This window comes from Ramlibacter sp. WS9, assembly GCF_003797765.1.
In the GTDB taxonomy this organism is placed as follows: domain Bacteria; phylum Pseudomonadota; class Gammaproteobacteria; order Burkholderiales; family Burkholderiaceae_C; genus Ramlibacter.
Genome location: NZ_RKMB01000001.1, coordinates 298,748 through 317,763, shown reverse-complemented (window position 1 = coordinate 317,763; position 19,016 = coordinate 298,748). Strand labels below are relative to the sequence as shown.

The window sequence follows — 19,016 nt, the reverse complement described above, 5'->3', positions numbered from 1 at the left end:
CGACCAAGCGGTCGGCTAATGCGCGTCTCGGTATAGTCGAAAGATCAAGACAAGGAGAAAGATCCATGGCCTACGAACTCATCGAAGTGCGCACCGAAGGCGGCAAGGTCGGCGTCATCACGCTGAACCGCCCCAAGCAGCTCAACGCCCTCAACAACCAGCTCATGGATGAACTGGGCGCCGCGCTCAAGGCCTTCGATGCCGACGGAGCCATCGGCTGCATGATCATCACCGGCAGCGAGAAGGCCTTCGCCGCCGGCGCCGACATCGCCGCGATGGCCAAGTACGAATTCGCCGACGTCTACAAGGGCGACTACATCACGCGCAACTGGGAGACCATCCGTTCGGTCCGCAAGCCGGTGATCGCTGCGGTGAGCGGCTTTGCGCTGGGCGGCGGCTGCGAGCTGGCGATGATGTGCGACTTCATCATCGCCGCCGACAACGCGAAGTTCGGCCAGCCCGAGATCAAGATCGGCATCATCCCCGGCGCCGGGGGCACGCAGCGCCTGCCGCGCGCGGTGGGCAAGGCCAAGGCGATGGACATGGCGCTCACGGCGCGCATGATGGACGCGGCTGAGGCCGAGCGCGCGGGCCTCGTCAGCCGCGTGGTGCCGCTGGACAAGCTGATGGACGAAACGCTGGCCGCGGCGCTGGTGATCTGCGACTTCTCGCAGATCGCGGTGATGGCGGCCAAGGAGTCGGTCAACCGGTCGTTCGAAGGCGGCCTGGCCGACGGCATCATGTTCGAACGCCGCATGTTCCACGCGCTCTTCGCCACCAGCGACCAGAAGGAAGGCATGGACGCCTTCGTGAACAAGCGCAAGGCGCAGTTCAAGCATCAATAGAAGCGCACGCGTGCCATGCCGAATTTGATCCGGCATCCATGCTGCCGCGCCGGCCCTATCGACCGGCCAGACGGTTGACCTCTGCCTGCAGCGCCTGCAGCTGCGCGGGCTCCGGCTTTGCGACGAAACTCGAGCGCTGCCCTGCGCGCAGCCGGGCCCACCGCACTTGCGCGCCCACCACCTCCAGAACATCGACGGGCGCGCCCTGCTCGCTGAGCTCGATCTTCAAGATGACAGGGCCTTCCAGCGGGTCCTCGCCCCGAGGCCCGCGCTCTATCGCGCCGAGCAACGCGGCCAGCCGGCCGGCCTGGCTTCTTTCGACTTCCACCTCACGGCCGCCGACCGACACTTTCGCGTGGGTCCAGCCGCTCGCCATGGCATCGCGTTGCGGCGCGATCACCGGCGCCGGTGCGGGCGCGGCCGGTGCTGCTTGCACAGGCGCCGCCGGTCTCGCCATGGGGGCGGCCCTGGGTGCGGCAGCGGTCCCGGCTGCAGCGCCTATGGATTCCTGCAGCGGCGCGGTCGCGGGCGCCGCTGCTTCCGCTTGCGGTTGGGCGCTCTTGGCCAACGCGCGCGTGTCCTCGTCACGCAAGGATTTCGTGTCTGCACGACGCTCACGTGCCGGCTCGCCGCCACCTGCCGCTACTTGCGCAGGGCCGCTTTGCCGCGCCGACAGCGCGGGCTCGCTCTTGCGTGCTTGCGCCATTTCCGCAGGCGGCGTTGGAGCCACACGCGTTGCAGCATCCACCGCCGGCTTTGCCGGTTTGACCTGCGCCGGTGCAGGTGCCGGTGCCGTGGGGGCTGCAGGTGCCGTTGCGGGAGCAGGCGCCGCTGCCGGGACTGGAGGCGCAGGAGCGGCTGCAGATGGCACGCGCCCATCGGCCTGCGTTGTTTCCGGCTGCGGCCCCGGCACCTCTCGATCGAACCACAGCACTGTCACAAAGCCGGCGATCACCAGCGTGGCGAACGCGGCGTTCCAGGGCGAATTGCGGCGCCCCGCGCTTTCCCACAAGGCCTTCCACCAGGGCACCGCCGACGCGGGGGCGACGGCTTGATGAGCCTTCGCGAGAATCTCGCGGCGCACTCGCTCGGCCGGCCGCAAATCGCCGTCCGGCGCCGACTCCAGAGCCTTGTGCAGGCGAGCGTCGCGCAAGCCCGTCATGCCGGGGTCTCCAACACTTCAAGGTAGCGGCGCATGCAGCCGCGCAGTTTCTGCAGCGCGTAACGCAGCCGGCTCTTGGCGGTTTCGAATTGCAGGCCCAACCGCTGCGCGAGGTCCTCGACGCTCGCGCCGTCTTCGTGGTGCAGCAGGAACGCGGCACGCTGCGCCTCGGGCAACTCGTCCAGGCACTGCAGCAATTGCCTGCCGGCGGCGCGCCAGAAGGCCGTGTCCTCGCTGGACGGGTGCGTCATGTCCAGCGTTGCCGCCAGCCACTCCAGCGGATCCGAGCCGTCGTCCTGTGCTTCGAGGCCGACTTCGCGCCCACTGGTGCGCAGCCGGTCCATCGCCACGTTATGCGCGATCGTGAAAGCCCAGGTCCGCCAGGCAGCTCCCTGCGGCGCGAAGCTGGCGCGGGCGGCGACGATGCGCAACCAAGTGTCCTGGAACACCTCGTCGGCCTGCGCCGCCATGGGCGCGCCCAGCAGGCGCCGCACGAAGCGGTACAGCGCGCCCTCATGGCGCGCGTAGAGCTCGTCGAAAGCGGCGGCATCGCCCTGGGCATAGGCCAGCATCAGTTGCTCGTCGGGCATGTTGCTGCGGGGGCGGGACATGAATAGATTTTCACACCACGTGATACGGGCCAACCCGGGCCTCGGGGTTAAACCTTCCGAAATCTTTCACCCCGCCCGGTCCCACCGGTCGTATCAGCCTTCACCACAACCTGGAGGCCTTCCATGAACAACCGCCGCCCCCCGCGCAAACTCGTCCTGCTGCTGGTCGCCCAGCTGGTGCTCGCTGCCTGCAATGCGACGGCCCATTCGCCGCTGCCACCCGGCAGCTGGCCCGAGCCCAAGCCGACACAGTGGCCGGCGCCCGTGCCCATGCCAGTTGCGCGCACGGTCCCGAACTTCCAGGCACCGTCGGCCCCGCACTGCGCGCGGCCGCTACAGACGCGCGAAGTCCCGGGCATGTATGCCGAACAGGCGACGAGCCGGCGCGACCTGCGCGACCGGATGGCGAAGTCGGCACCGGCGATCGCGGAAGACGCCGGCACTGGCGCCCGTGCGTGGGCGCCCGCGGCCCCCGCAGCGCGCGCGGAAAGCGGCCGTGGCATGGCCGACGCCGCGCGCGAGTCGCTCGCTTCCTCGGCACATCCCATGCCGCCGCCCATGTATCCCTCGCCACAACCGCAGCAGCAGCAGCAGGCGCCCACGCACGGCCCCGTCACTGCCGGCGTGGTCGACGACAACGCCGACTTCACGTCCTACCTGGGGTTTCGCAACCGCACCCGCGTGCAACACCGCGCGCGCGACATCCGTGAGCGCTATTTGCTGGAGGTGAAGGACGCACGCGGCCGCGGCATTGCCGACGCCGAGGTGGCGGTGCAAGGCTCGAGCGGCCACGCGATGTGGGCACGCACCGACGCCGCCGGCCAGGTCTGGCTGCATCCCAACGCATTCGATCCCTCGCGTTCGCAGCAATACGACGTGGCCGTGCGCAAGGATGGCCGGCAGTCGTTCGGGCGCCTCACACGTGGCCAGAAGAGTGCTGTCGAAGTCGTGCTGGACGCCCGCGCCGCCGAGCCGCGAGCCCGGCTGGACCTGGTGTTCCTGGTCGACGCCACGGGGTCGATGGCCGACGAGATCGACAAGCTCAAGACGACGCTGCGCAGCATTTCGGCCGAAGTTTCCCGTCTGCCGAGCCAGCCCGACCTGTGCTTCGGCCTGGTGGCGTACCGCGACAAGACCGATGCCTTCCTGCTGCGCAGCCACGACCTGACCAACGACCTGGACGGATTCCTGCGTGGAGCGCTGGGCCCGCTCCAGGCGGCCGGCGGCGGCGACTACCCGGAAGCGATGAACGAGGCTTTGCACGACACGGTGCACAACATCAGCTGGCGAGGCGACGGCGCCACCCGCATGGTGGTGCTGCTCGCCGATGCGCCGCCCCACCTGGACTATGGCGGGCCTCAATACGACGACGACATGGTGGCGGCGCTGGGCAAGGGCATCAAGGTGTTCGGCGTGGGCGCGAGCGGCCTGGACAAGCAAGGAGAGTTCATCCAGCGCCAGATCGCCCAGTACACGGGCGGCCAGTTCGTCTTCCTGACCTATGCCAACGCGCACGATCCGGCCAGCGGCCCGGGCCGCGAAACCGTGCACGATGTGAAAAATTACTCGGTGGACACGCTCGACCGGCTGATCGTGCGGTTGGTGGCGCAGGAGTTGGGGAAATTGGCCCGGGGGAGCTGACGCGGGCCGGTTTGGCTATAATCGTGGGCTCGGCGAATTCAAAAGAAGCGCCGTGATTGGCGCTTTAGAAAAAAAGCGCCTTGAATGGCGCTTTAGCTCAGTCGGTTAGAGCGATGGAATCATAATCCACAGGTCCGCGGTTCGAATCCGTGAAGCGCCACCAGACTCCAAAGGGATAGCCGGCCGGCTATCCCTTTTCTTTTTGCCCACCGCCGGCGCCGGCTTCACGCCGGGTCGAGCCGATACCACATGTCGGTTTCCTTGATCGGGAACATGCGGCTGTACCAGGTGGCAAGGTGCCCGGCATCCGCAGCCCGGTCGTACAGCGGGTCGCAGACCACGGCCTGATAACTCCACGTCGCGAAGTCGGTGATGGGAACGCTGGCGTCGCGGTTCAGCACCACGAAGGCATGGTTCCATGCGCCCCGCAGCACACCGAAGTATTCGATGGGCGCGATGCCCTTTGCTTTCAGGTACAGAAAGGCGATGGCGGACAACTCGGAGCAGTTGCCCGTACCCGACTCAAGACCCAGCTTCGCGACCTCGTCAATGTAGAGCTCCGCGTCGAAACTGCCGCCATACGCAGCGCTTCTGGAGGCCCCCATGATCTTCGAGCTGATGCGAGCCACGAATTTCCCCGGGACCTCGTCCGGGTGCCGGATCCAGCCTCCCGCCGTGTTGAGGCCGCGATAACGCACCTTGCTTTTCACATGAGCGACAGCATCCTGGGCTGCTTTGAGGTATTCGGAATGAATCATTGGCGCACCTTGCGAAGGGTTGGCGGAGAACGACACCGGCCTCTTGCTTTGGCGCGGAGAAGCCAGGGCGTACTCTGCCCGCGTTGGGATGCGCTGTCTACTGGTTGATAAACTCGGGCCTGCCCTGCACTCGCGCAGGGCATTTTGTGCGGCATGCGCCGCCGTGAGGGATTCGTTGCCCGATGCCCATCCCCAAGATCCTGTTCCAAACCTGGAAGTCAAAGACGGACTTTCCCGAGAACTTTGCGTACTGGGCGGCGACGTTTCGCAGCGAGAACCCCACGTATGACTATCGCCTATGGGACGATGACGACAACCGCGCTTTCATCGCGGAGCACTACCCGTGGTTCCTCGACACCTACAACGCCTACCCCGCCGAGATCTACCGGGCGGATGTGGTGCGTTACTTCTTTCTCTATCACCACGGCGGCGTCTACGTCGACTTGGATACCGAATGCCTGCGGCCCCTCGACTCCATGCTGAACATCGCCGACGTCGTCCTCGGGCGGATGGGCACCAACCCGCACTTCGAGCACTCGCTGCCCAATGCCCTGATGCTGTCGGCACCGCGGCAGGAGTTCTGGCTGCTGGCGATGTCGCTGTTGCTTGAACCCGTGCCGGTGAAGGAGCAGCGGCCGGATTTCATCACCGGCCCGGTGCTGCTCAAGCGTGTCCACGAGCTGTACACACGACGCGATGTCGATGCCGAAGTCCCGCGGCGCATCGCGGACATCCGCAACCGCTTGCCGTCGGCCCTGGCGCCGGAACCACGCCCCACACGCGTGGCCGCGGTGCCAGGCCACGTCTTCTTTCCGCTCGACTGGAACGACCGCATCCACGATCGCCTGTTTCGAAAGCCGATGATGCGCGACGGACGATGGCTGGACCGCAAGAGCGTCTTGTCGCTTTTCCCGCAATCCCTCACGGTGAGTTACTGGGCCCACTCATGGGAGCCGCCGCCGGAGCTGCGGACCGCAAGCCGGTAAAATCGCCATTCCCTCCCCTCCACAGCCTCTGGATGTACACCATGAATCGCTGCACGAAGAGCCGGGCAAGAAGCGCGTTTTCCGCGTTCCTGGCCGGCCTGTTCCTCACGTTTGCCGTCACGGCCTCGGCCCAGGGCATCCAGCGCGACGCGCCCAAGGACGTCGTCCTGGGCAAGCTCGTCGTCACCGCACCGCCCGAGATCACGCTCGACGGCAAGCCCGACCGGCTCTCGCCCGGCTCTCGCATCCGCGACCTGAACAACATGCTGGTGCTGTCCGGCGGCATCGTCGGCAAGACCTTGCCCGTGGTGTATCGCCGCGACGCGGCGGGCCTGATCCATGAAGTCTGGATCCTGACCGACGACGAATACACCAAGCTGGGCGGTGCGGGCTCGGGCGCCAATGGCGCGCAGCGTTTCATCGAACTGCTGGCGCTGATCTTCGGCGCGCGGCGTTGAGGCGGCATTTGTCATGAGCGACGCGCAGAACCGCTTCAAGCTAGCGAACGCCCCTGAGGGGCTGAGCCCCGCGGCTCCCAGCCTGCCTGCGCAGGCTGGGACGGGGCGAAGAGCCGCCGACTCTGACGGCGGCACGTCCAGAGCAGCCGCCCCGGCGGCAAACGTGGGGGCTCCATTGCCAAAAAAGGTCTTTATCAAGACGTTCGGCTGCCAGATGAACGAGTACGACTCGGACAAGATGGTGGACGTGATGCATGCGGCGCAGGGCTATGAGGCCACCCAGGATGTGGAAGAAGCCGACCTGATCCTCTTCAACACCTGCTCGGTGCGCGAGAAGGCGCAAGAGAAGGTGTTCAGCGACCTGGGCCGCGTCAAGCATCTCAAGAAAAAGGGCGTGCTGATCGGCGTGGGCGGTTGCGTCGCCAGCCAGGAAGGCGCGGCCATCATCGAGCGGGCGCCTTATGTGGACGTGGTGTTCGGCCCGCAGACGCTGCACCGCCTGCCCGAGCTGCTGCGCCAGCGCACCGAGCAGAAGCGCGCGCAGGTGGACATCAGCTTCCCGGAGATCGAGAAGTTCGACAACCTGCCCCCGGCCCGCGTGGACGGCGCCACCGCCTTCGTCAGCATCATGGAAGGCTGCTCCAAATACTGCAGCTACTGCGTGGTGCCGTACACGCGCGGCGAGGAAGTCTCGCGGCCGTTCGAGGACGTGCTGGTCGAAGTGGCGGGCCTGGCTGACCAGGGCGTGAAGGAAGTGACGCTGCTGGGCCAGAACGTCAACGCCTACCGCGGCAAGATGGGCGATTCAGCCGAGATCGCCGACTTCGCCCTGCTGATCGAATACGTCGCCGAGATTCCCGGCATCGAGCGCATCCGATACACCACCAGCCACCCGAACGAGTTCACCCAGCGCCTGATCGAGGTGTACGCCAAGGTGCCCAAGCTGGTGAGCCACCTGCACCTGCCGGTGCAGCACGGCAGCGACCGCATCCTGATGGCGATGAAGCGCGGCTACACGGCGATGGAATACAAGAGCACGGTGCGCAAGCTGAGGGCGATCCGCCCCGAGATGGCCTTGTCCAGCGACTTCATCGTCGGCTTCCCCGGCGAGACCGACGAAGACCACGCCAAGCTGATGAAGCTGCTCGATGACGTGGGCTACGACAACAGCTTCAGCTTCATCTTCAGTCCGCGTCCGGGCACGCCCGCCGCCACGCTGCACGACGACACACCGCACGAAGTCAAACTCAAGCGGCTGCAGCAGGTGCAGGCGGTGATCGAAGGCAACATGCGCGCGATCAGCGAGAGCCGCGTCGGCACGGTGCAGCGCATCCTTGTGGAAGGCCCGTCGCGGAAGAACCCGAGCGAACTGGCGGGCCGCACCGAGTGCAACCGCATGGTCAACTTCAAGGGCCCGAAGCGGCTGGTCGGGCAGATGATCGATGTGACAGTCACGGAAGCGAATTCGCATTCGCTGCGGGGCGAAGTCGTGCTGAAGGAAAAACTCGCCGCCTGATGTTGCGGTGGTCCGGACCGGGACGGGGGACATTCGCTCCACAGAGCATCCCCCAACCCGCCCCCGGCAAGAAAGCAAAAGGCTCAGCGCGGCATGCCGGGCATCCCGCCCTTCATCCCGCCCATGCGCTTCATCATCTTCATGAGGCCGCCGCCCTTCATCTTCTTCATCATCCCCTGCATCTGCTCGAACTCGTTGAGCAGGCGGTTCACTTCCTGAACCTGCACGCCGGCGCCGGCGGCGATGCGGCGCTTGCGGGTGGCCTTGATCAGCTCGGGCTTGCGCCGCTCCAGCGGCGTCATGCTCTGGATGATGCCCTCCTTGCGCTTGATGTCCTTCTCGGCCTTGCCCATGTCGACCTGGCCGGCCTTGGCCTGCATCGCCGCGGGCATCTTGTCCATCAGGCTGGTGAGGCCGCCCATCTGCTTCATCTGCTGGATCTGCGCCAGGAAATCGCTCAGGTCGAAGCCGCCGCTCTTGACCTTGGCGGCGAGCTTCTGCGCCGCCTCCATGTCGACGCCGGCCGTGACCTGCTCGACCAGCGCGACGATGTCGCCCATGCCCAGGATGCGGCCGGCATGGCGCTCGGCGTCGAACACCTCCAGCCCGTCGATCTTCTCGCTGACGCCGGCGAACTTGATCGGCGCGCCCGTCACCTGCCGCACCGACAGCGCCGCGCCGCCGCGCGAGTCGCCGTCCATCTTGGTCAGGATGATGCCGGTGAGCGGCAGCGCTTCCTTGAAGGCCTTGGCGGTGTTGATCGCGTCCTGGCCCTGCATCGCGTCGACCACGAACAGCGTTTCCACCGGGTTCAGTGCCGCGTGCAGTTCCTTGATCTCGCGCATCAGGTTTTCGTCGATGGCGAGGCGGCCGGCCGTGTCGACCAGCAGCACGTCGAAGTAGCCGCGCTTCGCGAAGTCGAGCGCGGCCTTGGCGATGTCGACCGGCTTCTGGTCCGGCGACGAGGGGAACCATTCGGCACCGGCTTGTGCCGTCACCGTTTTCAACTGCTCGATGGCCGCAGGGCGGTAAACGTCGCCAGATACGGTGAGAACCTTCTTCTTGCGCTTTTCGATCAGGTGCTTGGCCAGCTTGGCGGTCGTGGTGGTCTTGCCCGCGCCTTGCAGGCCCGCCATCAGGATCACCGCCGGCGGCTGCGCGGCGAGGTTGATGTCGGAAACGCCCTGGCCCATGGTGGCGGCCAGCTCGCGGTTGACGATGCCCACCAGCGCCTGGCCGGGCGAGAGCGAACCCAGCACTTCCTGGCCGAGCGCCTTTTCCTTGACCCGCGCGATGAAGTCGCGCACCACCGGCAGCGCCACGTCGGCTTCGAGCAGCGCCATGCGGACCTCGCGCAGCATGTCCTGCACGTTGGCTTCGGTGATGCGGGCCTGGCCGCGGATTTCCTTGGCCAGGCGTGAGAGCTTGTCGGTGAGTGTGGAGGCCATGAGGCAGTGCGCCGGTGCGAGCCGGATGGATGCGCTTCACCTTGGAAGCAAGGCTAAACTGTGACCCATGATTCTAAGGGCCCGTGAACTCTAGTCCATCCCCCGCGAGCCTGGTGCTGACGCTGGCGGCCGCCCTCGCCTACGCGGTGCCCGCCGCGGGCGCGGCTCGCCTGTCGGAGCGCGCAGCGCGTATGGCCCTGCTCGCCGCATGGCTCCTGCATGGCCTGGTGCTGGCCTGGGGCCTGCTGGGCGACCCGCCTCGCTTCGGCTTCGCGCCCGCGCTGTCGGTGACGGCCTGGCTCGTCCTCACGGTGTACGCCGTCGAGCGCCAGATGTTCCCGCAGTTGCAGGCGCGCTGGGCCCTTGCCGGCCTGGGCAGCCTGGCCGTGCTGCTGGCGCTGGCCTATCCGGGCGCGCCGTTGCACGTGAGCGCGTCGCCGTGGCTGCCGCTGCATTGGGCCCTCGGCATCTCTTCTTATGGCCTGTTCGCCGCCGCCGTTGTCCATGCCTGGCTGATGACGCGTGCCGAGCGGCACATCCGCCAGGCCGCCGATCCGCACGCCGGCCTGCCGCTGCTGACGCTGGAACGGCTGACGTTTCGCTTCGCAACCGCGGGCTTCATTCTGCTGTCAGCCACGCTGTTTGCCGGTTTGTTGTTCAGCGACGCGCTGTACGGCAAGAGCGGCGTGCGGTGGGACCACAAGACCGTGTTCTCGATCCTCGCGTGGGGCGTGTTCGCCTTTCTCCTGCTGGGCCGGCTGCGCTTCGGTTGGCGCGGGCGCAAAGCCGTGCGCGTGCTGTACGTCGGCTCGCTGCTCCTGCTCCTGGCCTACGCCGGTTCGCGCTTCGTGCTCGAAGTGGTGCTCAGGCGCCCCTCATGAAATACCTCATCCTCCTGCTGGTGGTGCTGGCCGCGGTCTGGTTCTGGCGCAAAGGTCGCGACGCCGGCGCGCCGCGCGCCAAACCGGCGAAGAAGGCGCCGCCTCCGCTGCCGCAAGACATGGTGCAATGCCCGGTGTGCCACGTGCACCTGCCGCGAGCCGATGCGCTGCCCGGGCCCGACGGCCAGCTGTATTGCTGCGTCGAACACCGTTCACGCAAGGACTGACGACGTGTCCGCTCCGCCCCTGGAGAGCAGCTTCAGCGCCATCCCCGCGCCGGGACTGAACGAGGGCTCGGCGTTCTCCCGCTTGTGGCGTGGCTTCATGACCGCGCGCGTGGCGATCGCGGTGCTGCTCCTGGTGCTGCTGTGTACGCTGTTCATCTTCGCCCCCGCGCTCAACATCAGCCGCTGGCTGATCGGGCTGTGCGTCACCTACCTGGCAGCCACGGGGGCCGTGCGCGTGTTCACCCGGCCGCTGCCCCCGGGCAAGACGTTCGATCCGCAGTGGGTGTCCACCATCGGCATCGACCTGCTCGCGTTCTCGACGCTGCAGTTCCTGCAGGCGGGCGGCATCAACTACTCGCCGCTGTTCGCGCTGCCCGTGTTGATGGGTTCGGTGCTGGGCTCCGCACTGCTGGCGTTGGGAACGGCCGCCGGCGTCGCGATCCTGCTGTTGACCGATGCCTGGGTGCAGTCGCTGCACGTTCCCGCCGAGAGCGCAGCGCGCTTCCTGCAGGCCGGCCTCACCGGCAGCGGCTTTTTTGCGCTGGCCTTCCTGTCCAACCAGCTGTCGGCACGCCTCGCACGCGAGGAACAGACCGCGCGCGAAAGCCAGCAGGCCGCACGCATGCAGGCCCAGGTCAATGCACTGGTGATCGAAAGCCTGTCCGATGGCGTGCTGGTGGTCGACGCCCGCGGCCAGGTGCACAACGCGAATCCGGCCGCGCGCACTTTGCTGGGCCTGGACGATTCCGGCCAGCCGGCCATCGAGTTGAGCGCGAATCCGCAGTGGCGGCCCATGCTCGCGCTGACCGAGCTCACGTTCAGCCAGCGCGAGGCGCAGCGCGCGGAAGTGGCGCTGGAGGAAGACGGCGCCAGCCCGCGCCGCTTCCACGTGCGCACGCGGCTCACATCCGACGAACACCAGGCCGAGAGCCTGTGCGTGATGTTCCTGGAAGACCTGCGCGAAATGGAGGCGCGGCTGCGCACGGAGAAACTGGCAGCCATGGGCCGCATGTCCGCGGCCGTCGCCCACGAGATCCGCAACCCGTTGGCGGCCATCGCCCAGGCCAACGCGCTCATGGAAGAAGACCTGCGCGAGCCCGCGCTGCGGCAGCTCAGCGCGCTCGTGCGCAAGAACGCGCAGCGCCTGGCCCAGATCGTCGACGAAATCCTCGACATATCGCGGGTGCAGCACCAGGGCATCAGCACGCCGCCGGCACTGGAGCTGGACGCCAGCGCCGCCGCGGCGTGCAGCGACTGGGCCATGCAGACGCGCAGCGGCGCACGGCTGCGCGTCGCGCTCTCGGCGCCCAAGGCGCAAGTCCCGTTCGATGCCGACCACCTGCGGCGCGTGCTGGTCAACCTGTTGGACAACGCACTGCGTTACGCCAGCCACGCGCCGGGCTCGATCCGCGTGGCCACGGGCGTGAAGGAAGGCCATGCCGGCCTTACGGTGTGGAGCGACGGCGCGCCGCTCGAACCGACGGTGCAGCGCCACCTGTTCGAACCTTTCTTTTCGTCCGAGAGCCGCTCGAGCGGCCTCGGCCTGTACATCTGCCGCGAGCTGTGCGAGCGCCACGGCGCCTCGATCGGCTACCGGCGTGTGGCCGACGGTGCGGGCGCCGATGCGCGAGACGGCAACGAGTTCTACGTCGTCTTTCGGGCGGCCGGCGCGCCGCTTGCCCGGGCCGCGTCATTTGACACAATCACCACCTGATGTCGACTCCCCCTTCCGCCCCCGCACAAGTCCTGGTCGTCGACGACGAGCCCGACCTTCGCACGCTGTACGAGCTCACGCTCCTGCGCGAAGGCTATCGTGTGGACGCGGCCGGTACGTTGGCCGAGGCCTGGGAACAGCTGCAGGCCAAGAAGTTCGACGCGGTGATCACCGACATGCGGCTGCCCGACGGCCTGGGGCTGGACTTGCTGCACCGCATGCTGGCGCAGCAGCGCGGCGAGCGCTGCATCGTGATGACGGCCTATGGCTCGGCCGAGAACGCGGTGGAAGCGCTCAAGGCCGGCGCGTTCGACTACCTCACCAAGCCCGTCGACCTGAAGCAGTTCCGCACCGTGGTGGCGTCCGCGATCCAGGACAGCGGGGTCCCGGTGCGCGCACGCAGTGCCATGCCTGCCGCGGCGCGCAGCAGCGGAAACGCCGAACGCCCGCCGAGCGGCCAGGCTGCGCTGCAGCGGCTGGTGGGCGAGTCGCAGGCCATGCGCGTCGTCAAGGAGCGCATCGCCAAGGTGGCGCGCAGCATGGCACCCGTGCTGGTACGCGGCGAGTCGGGCACCGGCAAGGAGCTGGTGGCGCGCGCGATCCACGCTTGCAGCCACCGCGCCGAGGGGCCCTTCGTCGCCGTCAACTGCAGCGCCATCCCCGAATCGCTGCTCGAAGCGGAATTCTTCGGGGCACGCAAGGGCTCGTACACGGGCGCCACCGCCGACCGCGAAGGCTATTTCCAGGCGGCGGGAGGCGGCACCCTGTTTCTCGACGAGATAGGCGACCTGCCGCTCGCGATGCAGTCCAAGCTGCTGCGCGCCATCCAGGAACGTCAGGTGCGTTCGCTGGGATCGACGCAGGAAGACGCCGTCGACGTGCGCGTCGTCAGCGCGACGCACAAGGACCTCGCGGCCGACGTGCATGCGGGCCGTTTCCGGCAAGACCTCTACTACCGCCTGAACGTCATCGAAATCCTGGTGCCGCCGCTGCGCGAACGCCGGGAAGATTTGCCGGCGTTGTGCGAGGCCCTGCTGGCACGCATCGCGCAGGAATCGGGGATGCCGCTGCCGGTGCTGTCGGCTTCCGTGGTCGAGCAATTGGCCGAACACCCGCTGAACGGCAATGTGCGGGAGCTGGAAAACCTGTTGCACCGGGCCGTCGCGCTGTCCGACGGCGAAGACCTGCAGGTCGATTTCGCGCCGACCCGGGCGCCAGGGCCACCGGCGCAGGACATGGCGACGCCCGTGAACGCGCCGGCCGCGCAGCCTGTGCGCGCGGCGACCACCGTGCCGCCCGACCTGCAGGCCTACCTCGACCAGCAGGAACGGGAAATCCTGGTGCAGGCGCTGCACGAAAGCGGCTTCAACCGCACGGCGGCGGCACAGCGGCTGGGCCTGTCGCTGCGCCAGATCCGCTACCGCATCGCGCGACTGGCCATCACCGCGCCGGGCGACGAACCGAATGACGGCACCGCCTGACAGCGCCTCGGGCCTCTGGCAGCGCGGCTGGTACCGCTTTGCGCGCCGGCTGGATTCCCCCAATTTCGGCGCACGGCCGGCGGGCGCCGCCATCGACCTGGTCGTCGTGCACTCGATCAGCCTGCCGCCCGGCCGTTACGGCGGCGACGAAGTGCAGCGCCTTTTCACCAACACCCTGGACTGGCATGCCCATCCGTACTTCAAGTCCATCGAGGGCATGCAGGTGTCGTCGCACTTCTACGTCCGCCGCAACGGTGAGTTGTGGCAGTTCGTGAGTTGCGACGACCGGGCCTGGCACGCGGGTGCTTCGCACTACCGCGGCCGCGACAACTGCAACGACGACTCCGTCGGCATCGAGCTGGAGGGGCTCGAAGGCGAGCCGTTCGAACCCGGGCAGTACGAGACGCTCGCGGGTGTGTGCGCCGCCATCGCGCAGCACTACCCGGTGCAGCACATCGCGGGCCACGAGCACATCGCACCAGGCCGCAAAGGCGATCCGGGCACGGGGTTCGACTGGGCCTTGCTGCAGCGCCACCTGGCATGGCCGGCGCGTTTTTTCCCGGGATAGCCGCGCGCAGGTCGCCGCGCGATTGTCATCGCAGGCTTGGTCACGAAAATTGGCAACAGCGTGTTACCCAACGCTGATGTGCAGTGTCCGCGCGGGCTCCAAAGCATTTCCCCTTGCAAGCCCGCGCCACACTTGGCGTGTGGATGATTTCTCGTGTCTCTGCAAGGTGCCGCGCTCAACGGCACACTGGGTTCAACAGCCTGTCCACAGCATATCGACATTCCTGGAAAACCACTACCTGTAGTGAGCTTGACACGTAGCGCACCCCATATATAGTGCTTGGGGTCGGTCTGAGGGTACACTTCGCCCTCGCAAAAATAATCACAGCTCGAGGAAGAATGCAGATGCAATCAGCCCTGAATATCACGACCCCGACGAGTGCTGCCGGCGTCCAGTCTCCGGCCACCAAAGCCCTCGAGGCGACCGCCAACCCCCTCGCCAACTACCAGATCATTCGCCGCAACGGCGCCGTGGTGCCGTTCGAGCCGAACAAGATCGCCATCGCGATGATGAAAGCCTTCCTGGCCGTGCACGGCACGCAAGGCGCGGCCTCGGCCAGCGTGCGCGAAACCGTGGACAGCCTGACGCAGGCGGTGATCCGCGCCATGGTGCGTTCGCGACCGGGCGGCGGCACCTTCCATATAGAAGACGTGCAGGACCAGGTCGAGCTCGGCTTGATGCGCGGCGGGCACCATGAGATCGCCCGCGCCTATGTGCTCTACCGTGAACGCCGCACCCAGGAGCGCGCCAAGCAGAACGTCCAGGACGTGCCGGCGGCGCCGACGCTGCACGCGCTCGACGGCGGCCAGCGCATCCCGCTGGACCTGGACAACCTGAAGGGCCTGATCGTTTCCGCCTGCCAGAACCTGGGCGCCGACATCAAGCCGGACCCGATCATGGCCGAGACCATGCGCAACCTGTACGACGGCGTCCCGATGGACGAGGTCTACAAGGCTTCCATCCTGGCCGCCCGCACCCTGATCGAAAAGGACCCGGACTACACCTACGCCACGGCGCGCCTGCTGCTGCACACCATCTTCAAGGAGGTGCTGGGCCGCGACCTGCCGCCGGCGGAAATGGCCGGCAGCTACGCCGACTACTTCCCCGGCTTCATCAAGAAGGGGGTCGACAACGACTTGCTCGACGAGAAGCTGCTGCAGTTCGACCTGAAGAAGCTCGGCGCCGCCCTCAAGGCCGACCGCGACCTGAAGTTCGACTACCTGGGCCTGCAGACGCTGTACGACCGCTACTTCCTGCACGTGCGCAAGACCCGCATCGAGCTGCCGCAGGCCTTCTTCATGCGCGTGGCCATGGGCCTGTCGCTCAACGAGATCGACCGCGAAGCCCGCGCCATCGAGTTCTACGAAGTGCTGTCGAGCTTCGACTTCATGTCCAGCACGCCCACGCTGTTCAACGCCGGCACGCTGCGCTCGCAGCTGTCGTCGTGCTACCTGACCACGGTGCCGGACGATCTGGACGGCATCTACGAGTCGATCAAGGAAAACGCCCTCCTGTCCAAGTTCGCCGGCGGCCTCGGCAACGACTGGACCCGCGTGCGCGCCCTGGGCTCCCATATCAAGGGCACCAACGGCGAGTCGCAAGGCGTCGTGCCGTTCCTGAAAGTGGTCAACGACACGGCCGTGGCCGTGAACCAGGGCGGCAAGCGCAAGGGCGCGGTCTGCACGTACCTGGAGTCCTGGCACCTGGACATCGAGGAGTTTCTCGAGCTGCGCAAGAACACCGGCGACGACAGACGCCGGACGCACGACATGAACACGGCCAACTGGATCCCCGACCTGTTCATGCGCCGCGTGATGGAAAAGGGTGAATGGACGCTGTTCTCGCCCTCTTCCGTGCCCGACCTGCACGACCTGTTCGGCATCGAGTTCGAGAAGGCCTACGTCAAGTACGAAGAGAAGGCCAAGCGCGGCGAGATCAAGCCCAGCAAGACGGTGCAGGCCACCGACATGTGGCGCAAGATGCTCTCGATGCTGTTCGAGACCGGCCATCCCTGGATCACCTTCAAGGACGCCTGCAACATCCGCTCGCCCCAGCAACACATCGGCGTCGTGCACTCGTCCAACCTGTGCACCGAGATCACGCTCAACACCAGCGACACCGAAACCGCCGTCTGCAACCTGGGTTCCGTGAACCTGCTGCAGCATTTGAAGGACGGCGGCAGCGATGGTGACGTCGCCTCACGGCTCGACCACGACAAGCTCAAGAAGACGATCACCACGGCGATGCGCATGCTCGACAACGTGATCGACATCAACTACTACGCCGTCAAGAAGGCCCGCGACTCCAACATGCGCCACCGCCCGGTCGGCCTGGGCATCATGGGCTTCCAGGACTCGTTGTACGAACTGCGGATCCCCTACGCGTCGGATGAAGCTGTCGCGTTCGCCGACACGTCGATGGAAGCCGTCTGCTACCACGCCTACTGGGCCTCGACCGAGCTCGCGAAAGAGCGCGGCAAGTACTCCAGCTACAAGGGCTCCTTGTGGGACAAGGGCATCCTGCCGCTGGACACGTTGGACCTGCTGGCCACGCAACGCGGCACGGGCCTGTCGAAAGACGGGGTCCCTTCCCCGTCTTATGTCGAGGTCGACCGTTCGGCCACGCTGGACTGGGATGCCCTGCGCAAGAAGATCGCCAAGGACGGCATGCGCAACTCCAACTGCGTGGCCATCGCGCCCACGGCCACCATCTCCAACATCATCGGCGTGGACGCCTCGATCGAGCCCTGCTTCGGCAACCTCTCGGTCAAGTCGAACCTGTCGGGCGAGTTCACCGTCATCAACCACTACCTGGTGCGCGACCTGAAGCGCCTGGGCCTGTGGGACGACGTGATGGTCATGGACCTGAAGCACTTCGACGGATCGCTGCGCCCCATCGACCGCGTGCCGCAGGAAGTGAAGGCGCTGTACGCCACCGCATTCGAAGTCGAGCCGGTGTGGCTGGTGGAAGCCGCGGCGCGCCGCCAGAAGTGGATCGACCAGGCGCAGTCGCTCAATATCTATATGGCGGGCGCGTCGGGCAAGAAGCTCGACGACACGTACAAGCTGGCGTGGCTGCGCGGGCTGAAGACGACCTACTACCTGCGCACGACGAGCGCGACGCACGCCGAAAAATCGACCGTGCAATCGGGCCGCCTGAACGCGGTGTCGTCGGGCACGGCGAGCGGCAACATGGGTGCACTCGAGAAGGCCGCCGCCACTGCAAAGGCGCAGATGGATGCGAGCGTGAACGCAACGTCTCCGGCCACCGACATCAAGTTCTGCGCGATCGACGACCCGGGCTGCGAAGCCTGCCAATGACGTGAGAGCGACCATGCGCATCGCGAAATTTTGTCGGTCTTCTCTGACACATCGCGATGCAATTGAGCAACACAATCGGGCAGTGATGTGAACGGACACTTTGCATTTCTCATCACTGCTCACATAATCCGAGCATTGGAAAACTTATGTTGACCTGGGACGAAGAAGTCAAGCCCACATCGCCAGCGCAGAACAGCGGTTCATTCACGAACCGCGAGGTGAGCCACTCCCTCCGCGAGGTGAACTCTTCACCTGTTTCGCAAGCCTCCCAGATTCCCCAACCTGCTTTGCGCACCCTCGACGATGCCGCATTGGCGCCGGCCGCAGCACCTTCGCGTGTTGCTGCCGCGGTGCAGTCGCACGTCGCGCAACCGGCCAGCCACCGCCGCGTCAACGCCGCCGACAAGCGCATCATCAACGGCCAGACCGACGTCAACCAGCTGGTGCCGTTCAAGTACAAGTGGGCCTGGGAAAAGTACCTCGCCACCTGCGCCAACCACTGGATGCCGCAGGAAGTGAACATGAACCGCGACATCGCCCTGTGGAAAGACCCGAACGGTCTGACCGAGGACGAGCGCCGCATCATCAAGCGCAACCTCGGCTTCTTCGTCACCGCCGATTCGCTGGCCGCCAACAACATCGTGCTGGGCACCTACCGCCACATCACGGCGCCCGAGTGCCGCCAGTTCCTGCTGCGCCAGGCGTTCGAAGAAGCGATCCACACCCACGCCTACCAGTACATCGTGGAGTCGCTGGGTCTGGACGAGGCGGAGATCTTCAACGCCTACAACGAAGTCCAGTCGATCCGCGACAAGGACCAGTTCCTGATCCCCTTCATCGAGGCGATCATGGACCCGAACTTCCACACCGGCACGCCGGAAAACGACCAGACGCTGCTCAAGAGCCTGATCGTTTTCGCCTGCCTGATGGAGGGCCTGTTCTTCTACGTCGGCTTCACCCAGATCCTGGCGCTGGGCCGGCAGAACAAGATGACCGGTGCCGCCGAGCAGTACCAGTACATCCTGCGCGACGAGTCGATGCACTGCAACTTCGGCATCGACCTGATCAACCAGCTCAAGCTCGAGAACCCGCACCTCTGGACTTCCGAGTTCAAGGCGGAGATCAAGACCCTGTTCCAGAAGGCCGTCGAGCTCGAATACCGTTATGCCGAAGACACCATGCCGCGTGGCGTGCTGGGCATGAACGCGTCCATGTTCAAGGGCTACCTGCGCTACATCGCGAATCGCCGCGCCACGCAGATTGGCCTCGAAGCGCTCTTCCCCAACGAGGAAAATCCTTTCCCGTGGATGAGCGAAATGATTGACCTGAAGAAAGAGCGCAATTTCTTCGAAACCCGCGTGATCGAATACCAGACGGGTGGCGCGCTTTCCTGGGATTGA

At 66.2% G+C, this 19,016-nt stretch carries 16 protein-coding genes and 1 tRNA gene; 13 read left to right on the top strand and 4 right to left on the bottom strand.

Annotation, left to right across the window (positions count from 1 at the left end; genetic code table 11):
- Positions 1-65 precede the first annotated feature (65 nt).
- Positions 66-845 carry an enoyl-CoA hydratase gene (locus EEB15_RS01550; protein ID WP_141507763.1) on the top strand — a complete coding sequence of 260 codons (780 nt, stop codon included), beginning with the start codon at positions 66-68 and terminating at the stop codon, positions 843-845.
- 55 nt (positions 846-900) lie between these two features.
- On the opposite strand, the gene EEB15_RS33545 is transcribed toward EEB15_RS01550, so the two are convergent.
- The gene (locus EEB15_RS33545; protein WP_158289957.1) at positions 901-2,007 is read right to left on the bottom strand and encodes a hypothetical protein; all 1,107 of its coding nucleotides are present in this window, start codon (positions 2,005-2,007) and stop codon (positions 901-903) included.
- Positions 2,004-2,618 carry a sigma-70 family RNA polymerase sigma factor gene (locus EEB15_RS01535; RefSeq protein ID WP_233259298.1) on the bottom strand — a complete coding sequence of 205 codons (615 nt, stop codon included), beginning with the start codon at positions 2,616-2,618 and terminating at the stop codon, positions 2,004-2,006. Before EEB15_RS01535 ends, EEB15_RS33545 begins: the two co-directional genes overlap by 4 nt.
- A 123-nt stretch (positions 2,619-2,741) precedes the next feature.
- Here EEB15_RS01535 and EEB15_RS01530 point away from each other — a divergent pair, with 123 nt between their 5' ends.
- Together EEB15_RS01530 and EEB15_RS01525 are read left to right on the top strand one after the other, a co-directional pair.
- Positions 2,742-4,259: a VWA domain-containing protein gene (locus tag EEB15_RS01530; protein WP_141507760.1), complete on the top strand. Its 1,518-nt coding sequence runs from the start codon at positions 2,742-2,744 to the stop codon at positions 4,257-4,259.
- Positions 4,260-4,345: 86 nt separating this feature from the next.
- Positions 4,346-4,422: transfer RNA gene (locus tag EEB15_RS01525), tRNA-Met, on the top strand.
- 61 nt (positions 4,423-4,483) lie between these two features.
- Here the strand turns inward: EEB15_RS01525 and EEB15_RS01520 are convergent.
- Positions 4,484-5,053 (bottom strand): hypothetical protein, encoded by a 570-nt coding sequence (locus tag EEB15_RS01520; protein WP_141507759.1) that lies wholly within the window; start codon positions 5,051-5,053, stop codon positions 4,484-4,486.
- Positions 5,054-5,199: 146 nt separating this feature from the next.
- On the opposite strand from EEB15_RS01520, the gene EEB15_RS01515 reads away from it, so the two are divergent.
- From EEB15_RS01515 to miaB, 3 genes are all read left to right on the top strand, one after another.
- Entirely contained in the window at positions 5,200-6,003 is an 804-nt protein-coding gene (locus EEB15_RS01515; RefSeq protein ID WP_141507758.1) for a glycosyltransferase family 32 protein, read from the top strand.
- Between the two features lie 41 nt (positions 6,004-6,044).
- Positions 6,045-6,461 carry a hypothetical protein gene (locus tag EEB15_RS01510; RefSeq protein WP_141507757.1) on the top strand — a complete coding sequence of 139 codons (417 nt, stop codon included), beginning with the start codon at positions 6,045-6,047 and terminating at the stop codon, positions 6,459-6,461.
- 175 nt (positions 6,462-6,636) lie between these two features.
- Positions 6,637-7,977 carry a tRNA (N6-isopentenyl adenosine(37)-C2)-methylthiotransferase MiaB gene (gene miaB / locus EEB15_RS01505; protein ID WP_141507756.1) on the top strand — a complete coding sequence of 447 codons (1,341 nt, stop codon included), beginning with the start codon at positions 6,637-6,639 and terminating at the stop codon, positions 7,975-7,977.
- Positions 7,978-8,060: 83 nt separating this feature from the next.
- Here the strand turns inward: miaB and ffh are convergent, their stop codons facing one another.
- Positions 8,061-9,425 (bottom strand): signal recognition particle protein, encoded by a 1,365-nt coding sequence (gene ffh, locus EEB15_RS01500; protein ID WP_141507755.1) that lies wholly within the window; start codon positions 9,423-9,425, stop codon positions 8,061-8,063.
- Between the two features lie 83 nt (positions 9,426-9,508).
- Here ffh and EEB15_RS01495 point away from each other — a divergent pair, with 83 nt between their 5' ends.
- The 7 genes from EEB15_RS01495 (at position 9,509) to EEB15_RS01465 (ending at position 19,016) form a co-directional block, all read left to right on the top strand.
- Positions 9,509-10,306: an inner membrane protein YpjD gene (locus EEB15_RS01495; protein WP_141507754.1), complete on the top strand. Its 798-nt coding sequence runs from the start codon at positions 9,509-9,511 to the stop codon at positions 10,304-10,306.
- On the top strand, positions 10,303-10,533 hold the full coding sequence (locus EEB15_RS01490; protein ID WP_141507753.1) for a PP0621 family protein: 231 nt from the start codon (positions 10,303-10,305) through the stop codon (positions 10,531-10,533). The genes EEB15_RS01495 and EEB15_RS01490 overlap by 4 nt, the downstream gene beginning before the upstream one ends.
- A gap of 4 nt (positions 10,534-10,537) precedes the next feature.
- A complete protein-coding gene (locus tag EEB15_RS01485; RefSeq protein WP_233259297.1) occupies positions 10,538-12,247 on the top strand; it encodes a PAS domain-containing sensor histidine kinase in 1,710 nt (569 codons plus the stop codon).
- Entirely contained in the window at positions 12,247-13,728 is a 1,482-nt protein-coding gene (locus EEB15_RS01480) for a sigma-54 dependent transcriptional regulator (RefSeq protein ID WP_141507751.1), read from the top strand. Before EEB15_RS01485 ends, EEB15_RS01480 begins: the two co-directional genes overlap by 1 nt.
- Positions 13,712-14,296, top strand: coding sequence for a 1,6-anhydro-N-acetylmuramyl-L-alanine amidase AmpD (gene ampD, locus EEB15_RS01475; protein ID WP_141507750.1), 585 nt, complete (start codon positions 13,712-13,714; stop codon positions 14,294-14,296). Before EEB15_RS01480 ends, ampD begins: the two co-directional genes overlap by 17 nt.
- A gap of 344 nt (positions 14,297-14,640) precedes the next feature.
- Complete coding sequence (locus EEB15_RS01470; protein ID WP_141507749.1) at positions 14,641-17,616, top strand: ribonucleoside-diphosphate reductase subunit alpha; 2,976 nt, start codon at positions 14,641-14,643, stop codon at positions 17,614-17,616.
- Positions 17,617-17,762: 146 nt separating this feature from the next.
- Positions 17,763-19,016 (top strand): ribonucleotide-diphosphate reductase subunit beta, encoded by a 1,254-nt coding sequence (locus tag EEB15_RS01465; protein WP_141507748.1) that lies wholly within the window; start codon positions 17,763-17,765, stop codon positions 19,014-19,016.

Excerpts from the sequence above, each read along its gene's own strand:
- EEB15_RS01550 (WP_141507763.1), top strand. The coding sequence starts at position 66 with ATGGCCTACGAACTCATCGAAGTGCGCACCGAAGGCGGCAAGGTCGGC.
- EEB15_RS33545 (WP_158289957.1), bottom strand. The coding sequence starts at position 2,007 with ATGACGGGCTTGCGCGACGCTCGCCTGCACAAGGCTCTGGAGTCGGCG.
- EEB15_RS01535 (WP_233259298.1), bottom strand. The coding sequence starts at position 2,618 with ATGTCCCGCCCCCGCAGCAACATGCCCGACGAGCAACTGATGCTGGCC.
- EEB15_RS01530 (WP_141507760.1), top strand. The coding sequence starts at position 2,742 with ATGAACAACCGCCGCCCCCCGCGCAAACTCGTCCTGCTGCTGGTCGCC.
- EEB15_RS01515 (WP_141507758.1), top strand. The coding sequence starts at position 5,200 with ATGCCCATCCCCAAGATCCTGTTCCAAACCTGGAAGTCAAAGACGGAC.
- EEB15_RS01510 (WP_141507757.1), top strand. The coding sequence starts at position 6,045 with ATGAATCGCTGCACGAAGAGCCGGGCAAGAAGCGCGTTTTCCGCGTTC.
- ffh (WP_141507755.1), bottom strand. The coding sequence starts at position 9,425 with ATGGCCTCCACACTCACCGACAAGCTCTCACGCCTGGCCAAGGAAATC.
- EEB15_RS01490 (WP_141507753.1), top strand. The coding sequence starts at position 10,303 with ATGAAATACCTCATCCTCCTGCTGGTGGTGCTGGCCGCGGTCTGGTTC.
- EEB15_RS01480 (WP_141507751.1), top strand. The coding sequence starts at position 12,247 with ATGTCGACTCCCCCTTCCGCCCCCGCACAAGTCCTGGTCGTCGACGAC.
- ampD (WP_141507750.1), top strand. The coding sequence starts at position 13,712 with ATGACGGCACCGCCTGACAGCGCCTCGGGCCTCTGGCAGCGCGGCTGG.
- EEB15_RS01470 (WP_141507749.1), top strand. The coding sequence starts at position 14,641 with ATGCAATCAGCCCTGAATATCACGACCCCGACGAGTGCTGCCGGCGTC.
- EEB15_RS01465 (WP_141507748.1), top strand. The coding sequence starts at position 17,763 with ATGTTGACCTGGGACGAAGAAGTCAAGCCCACATCGCCAGCGCAGAAC.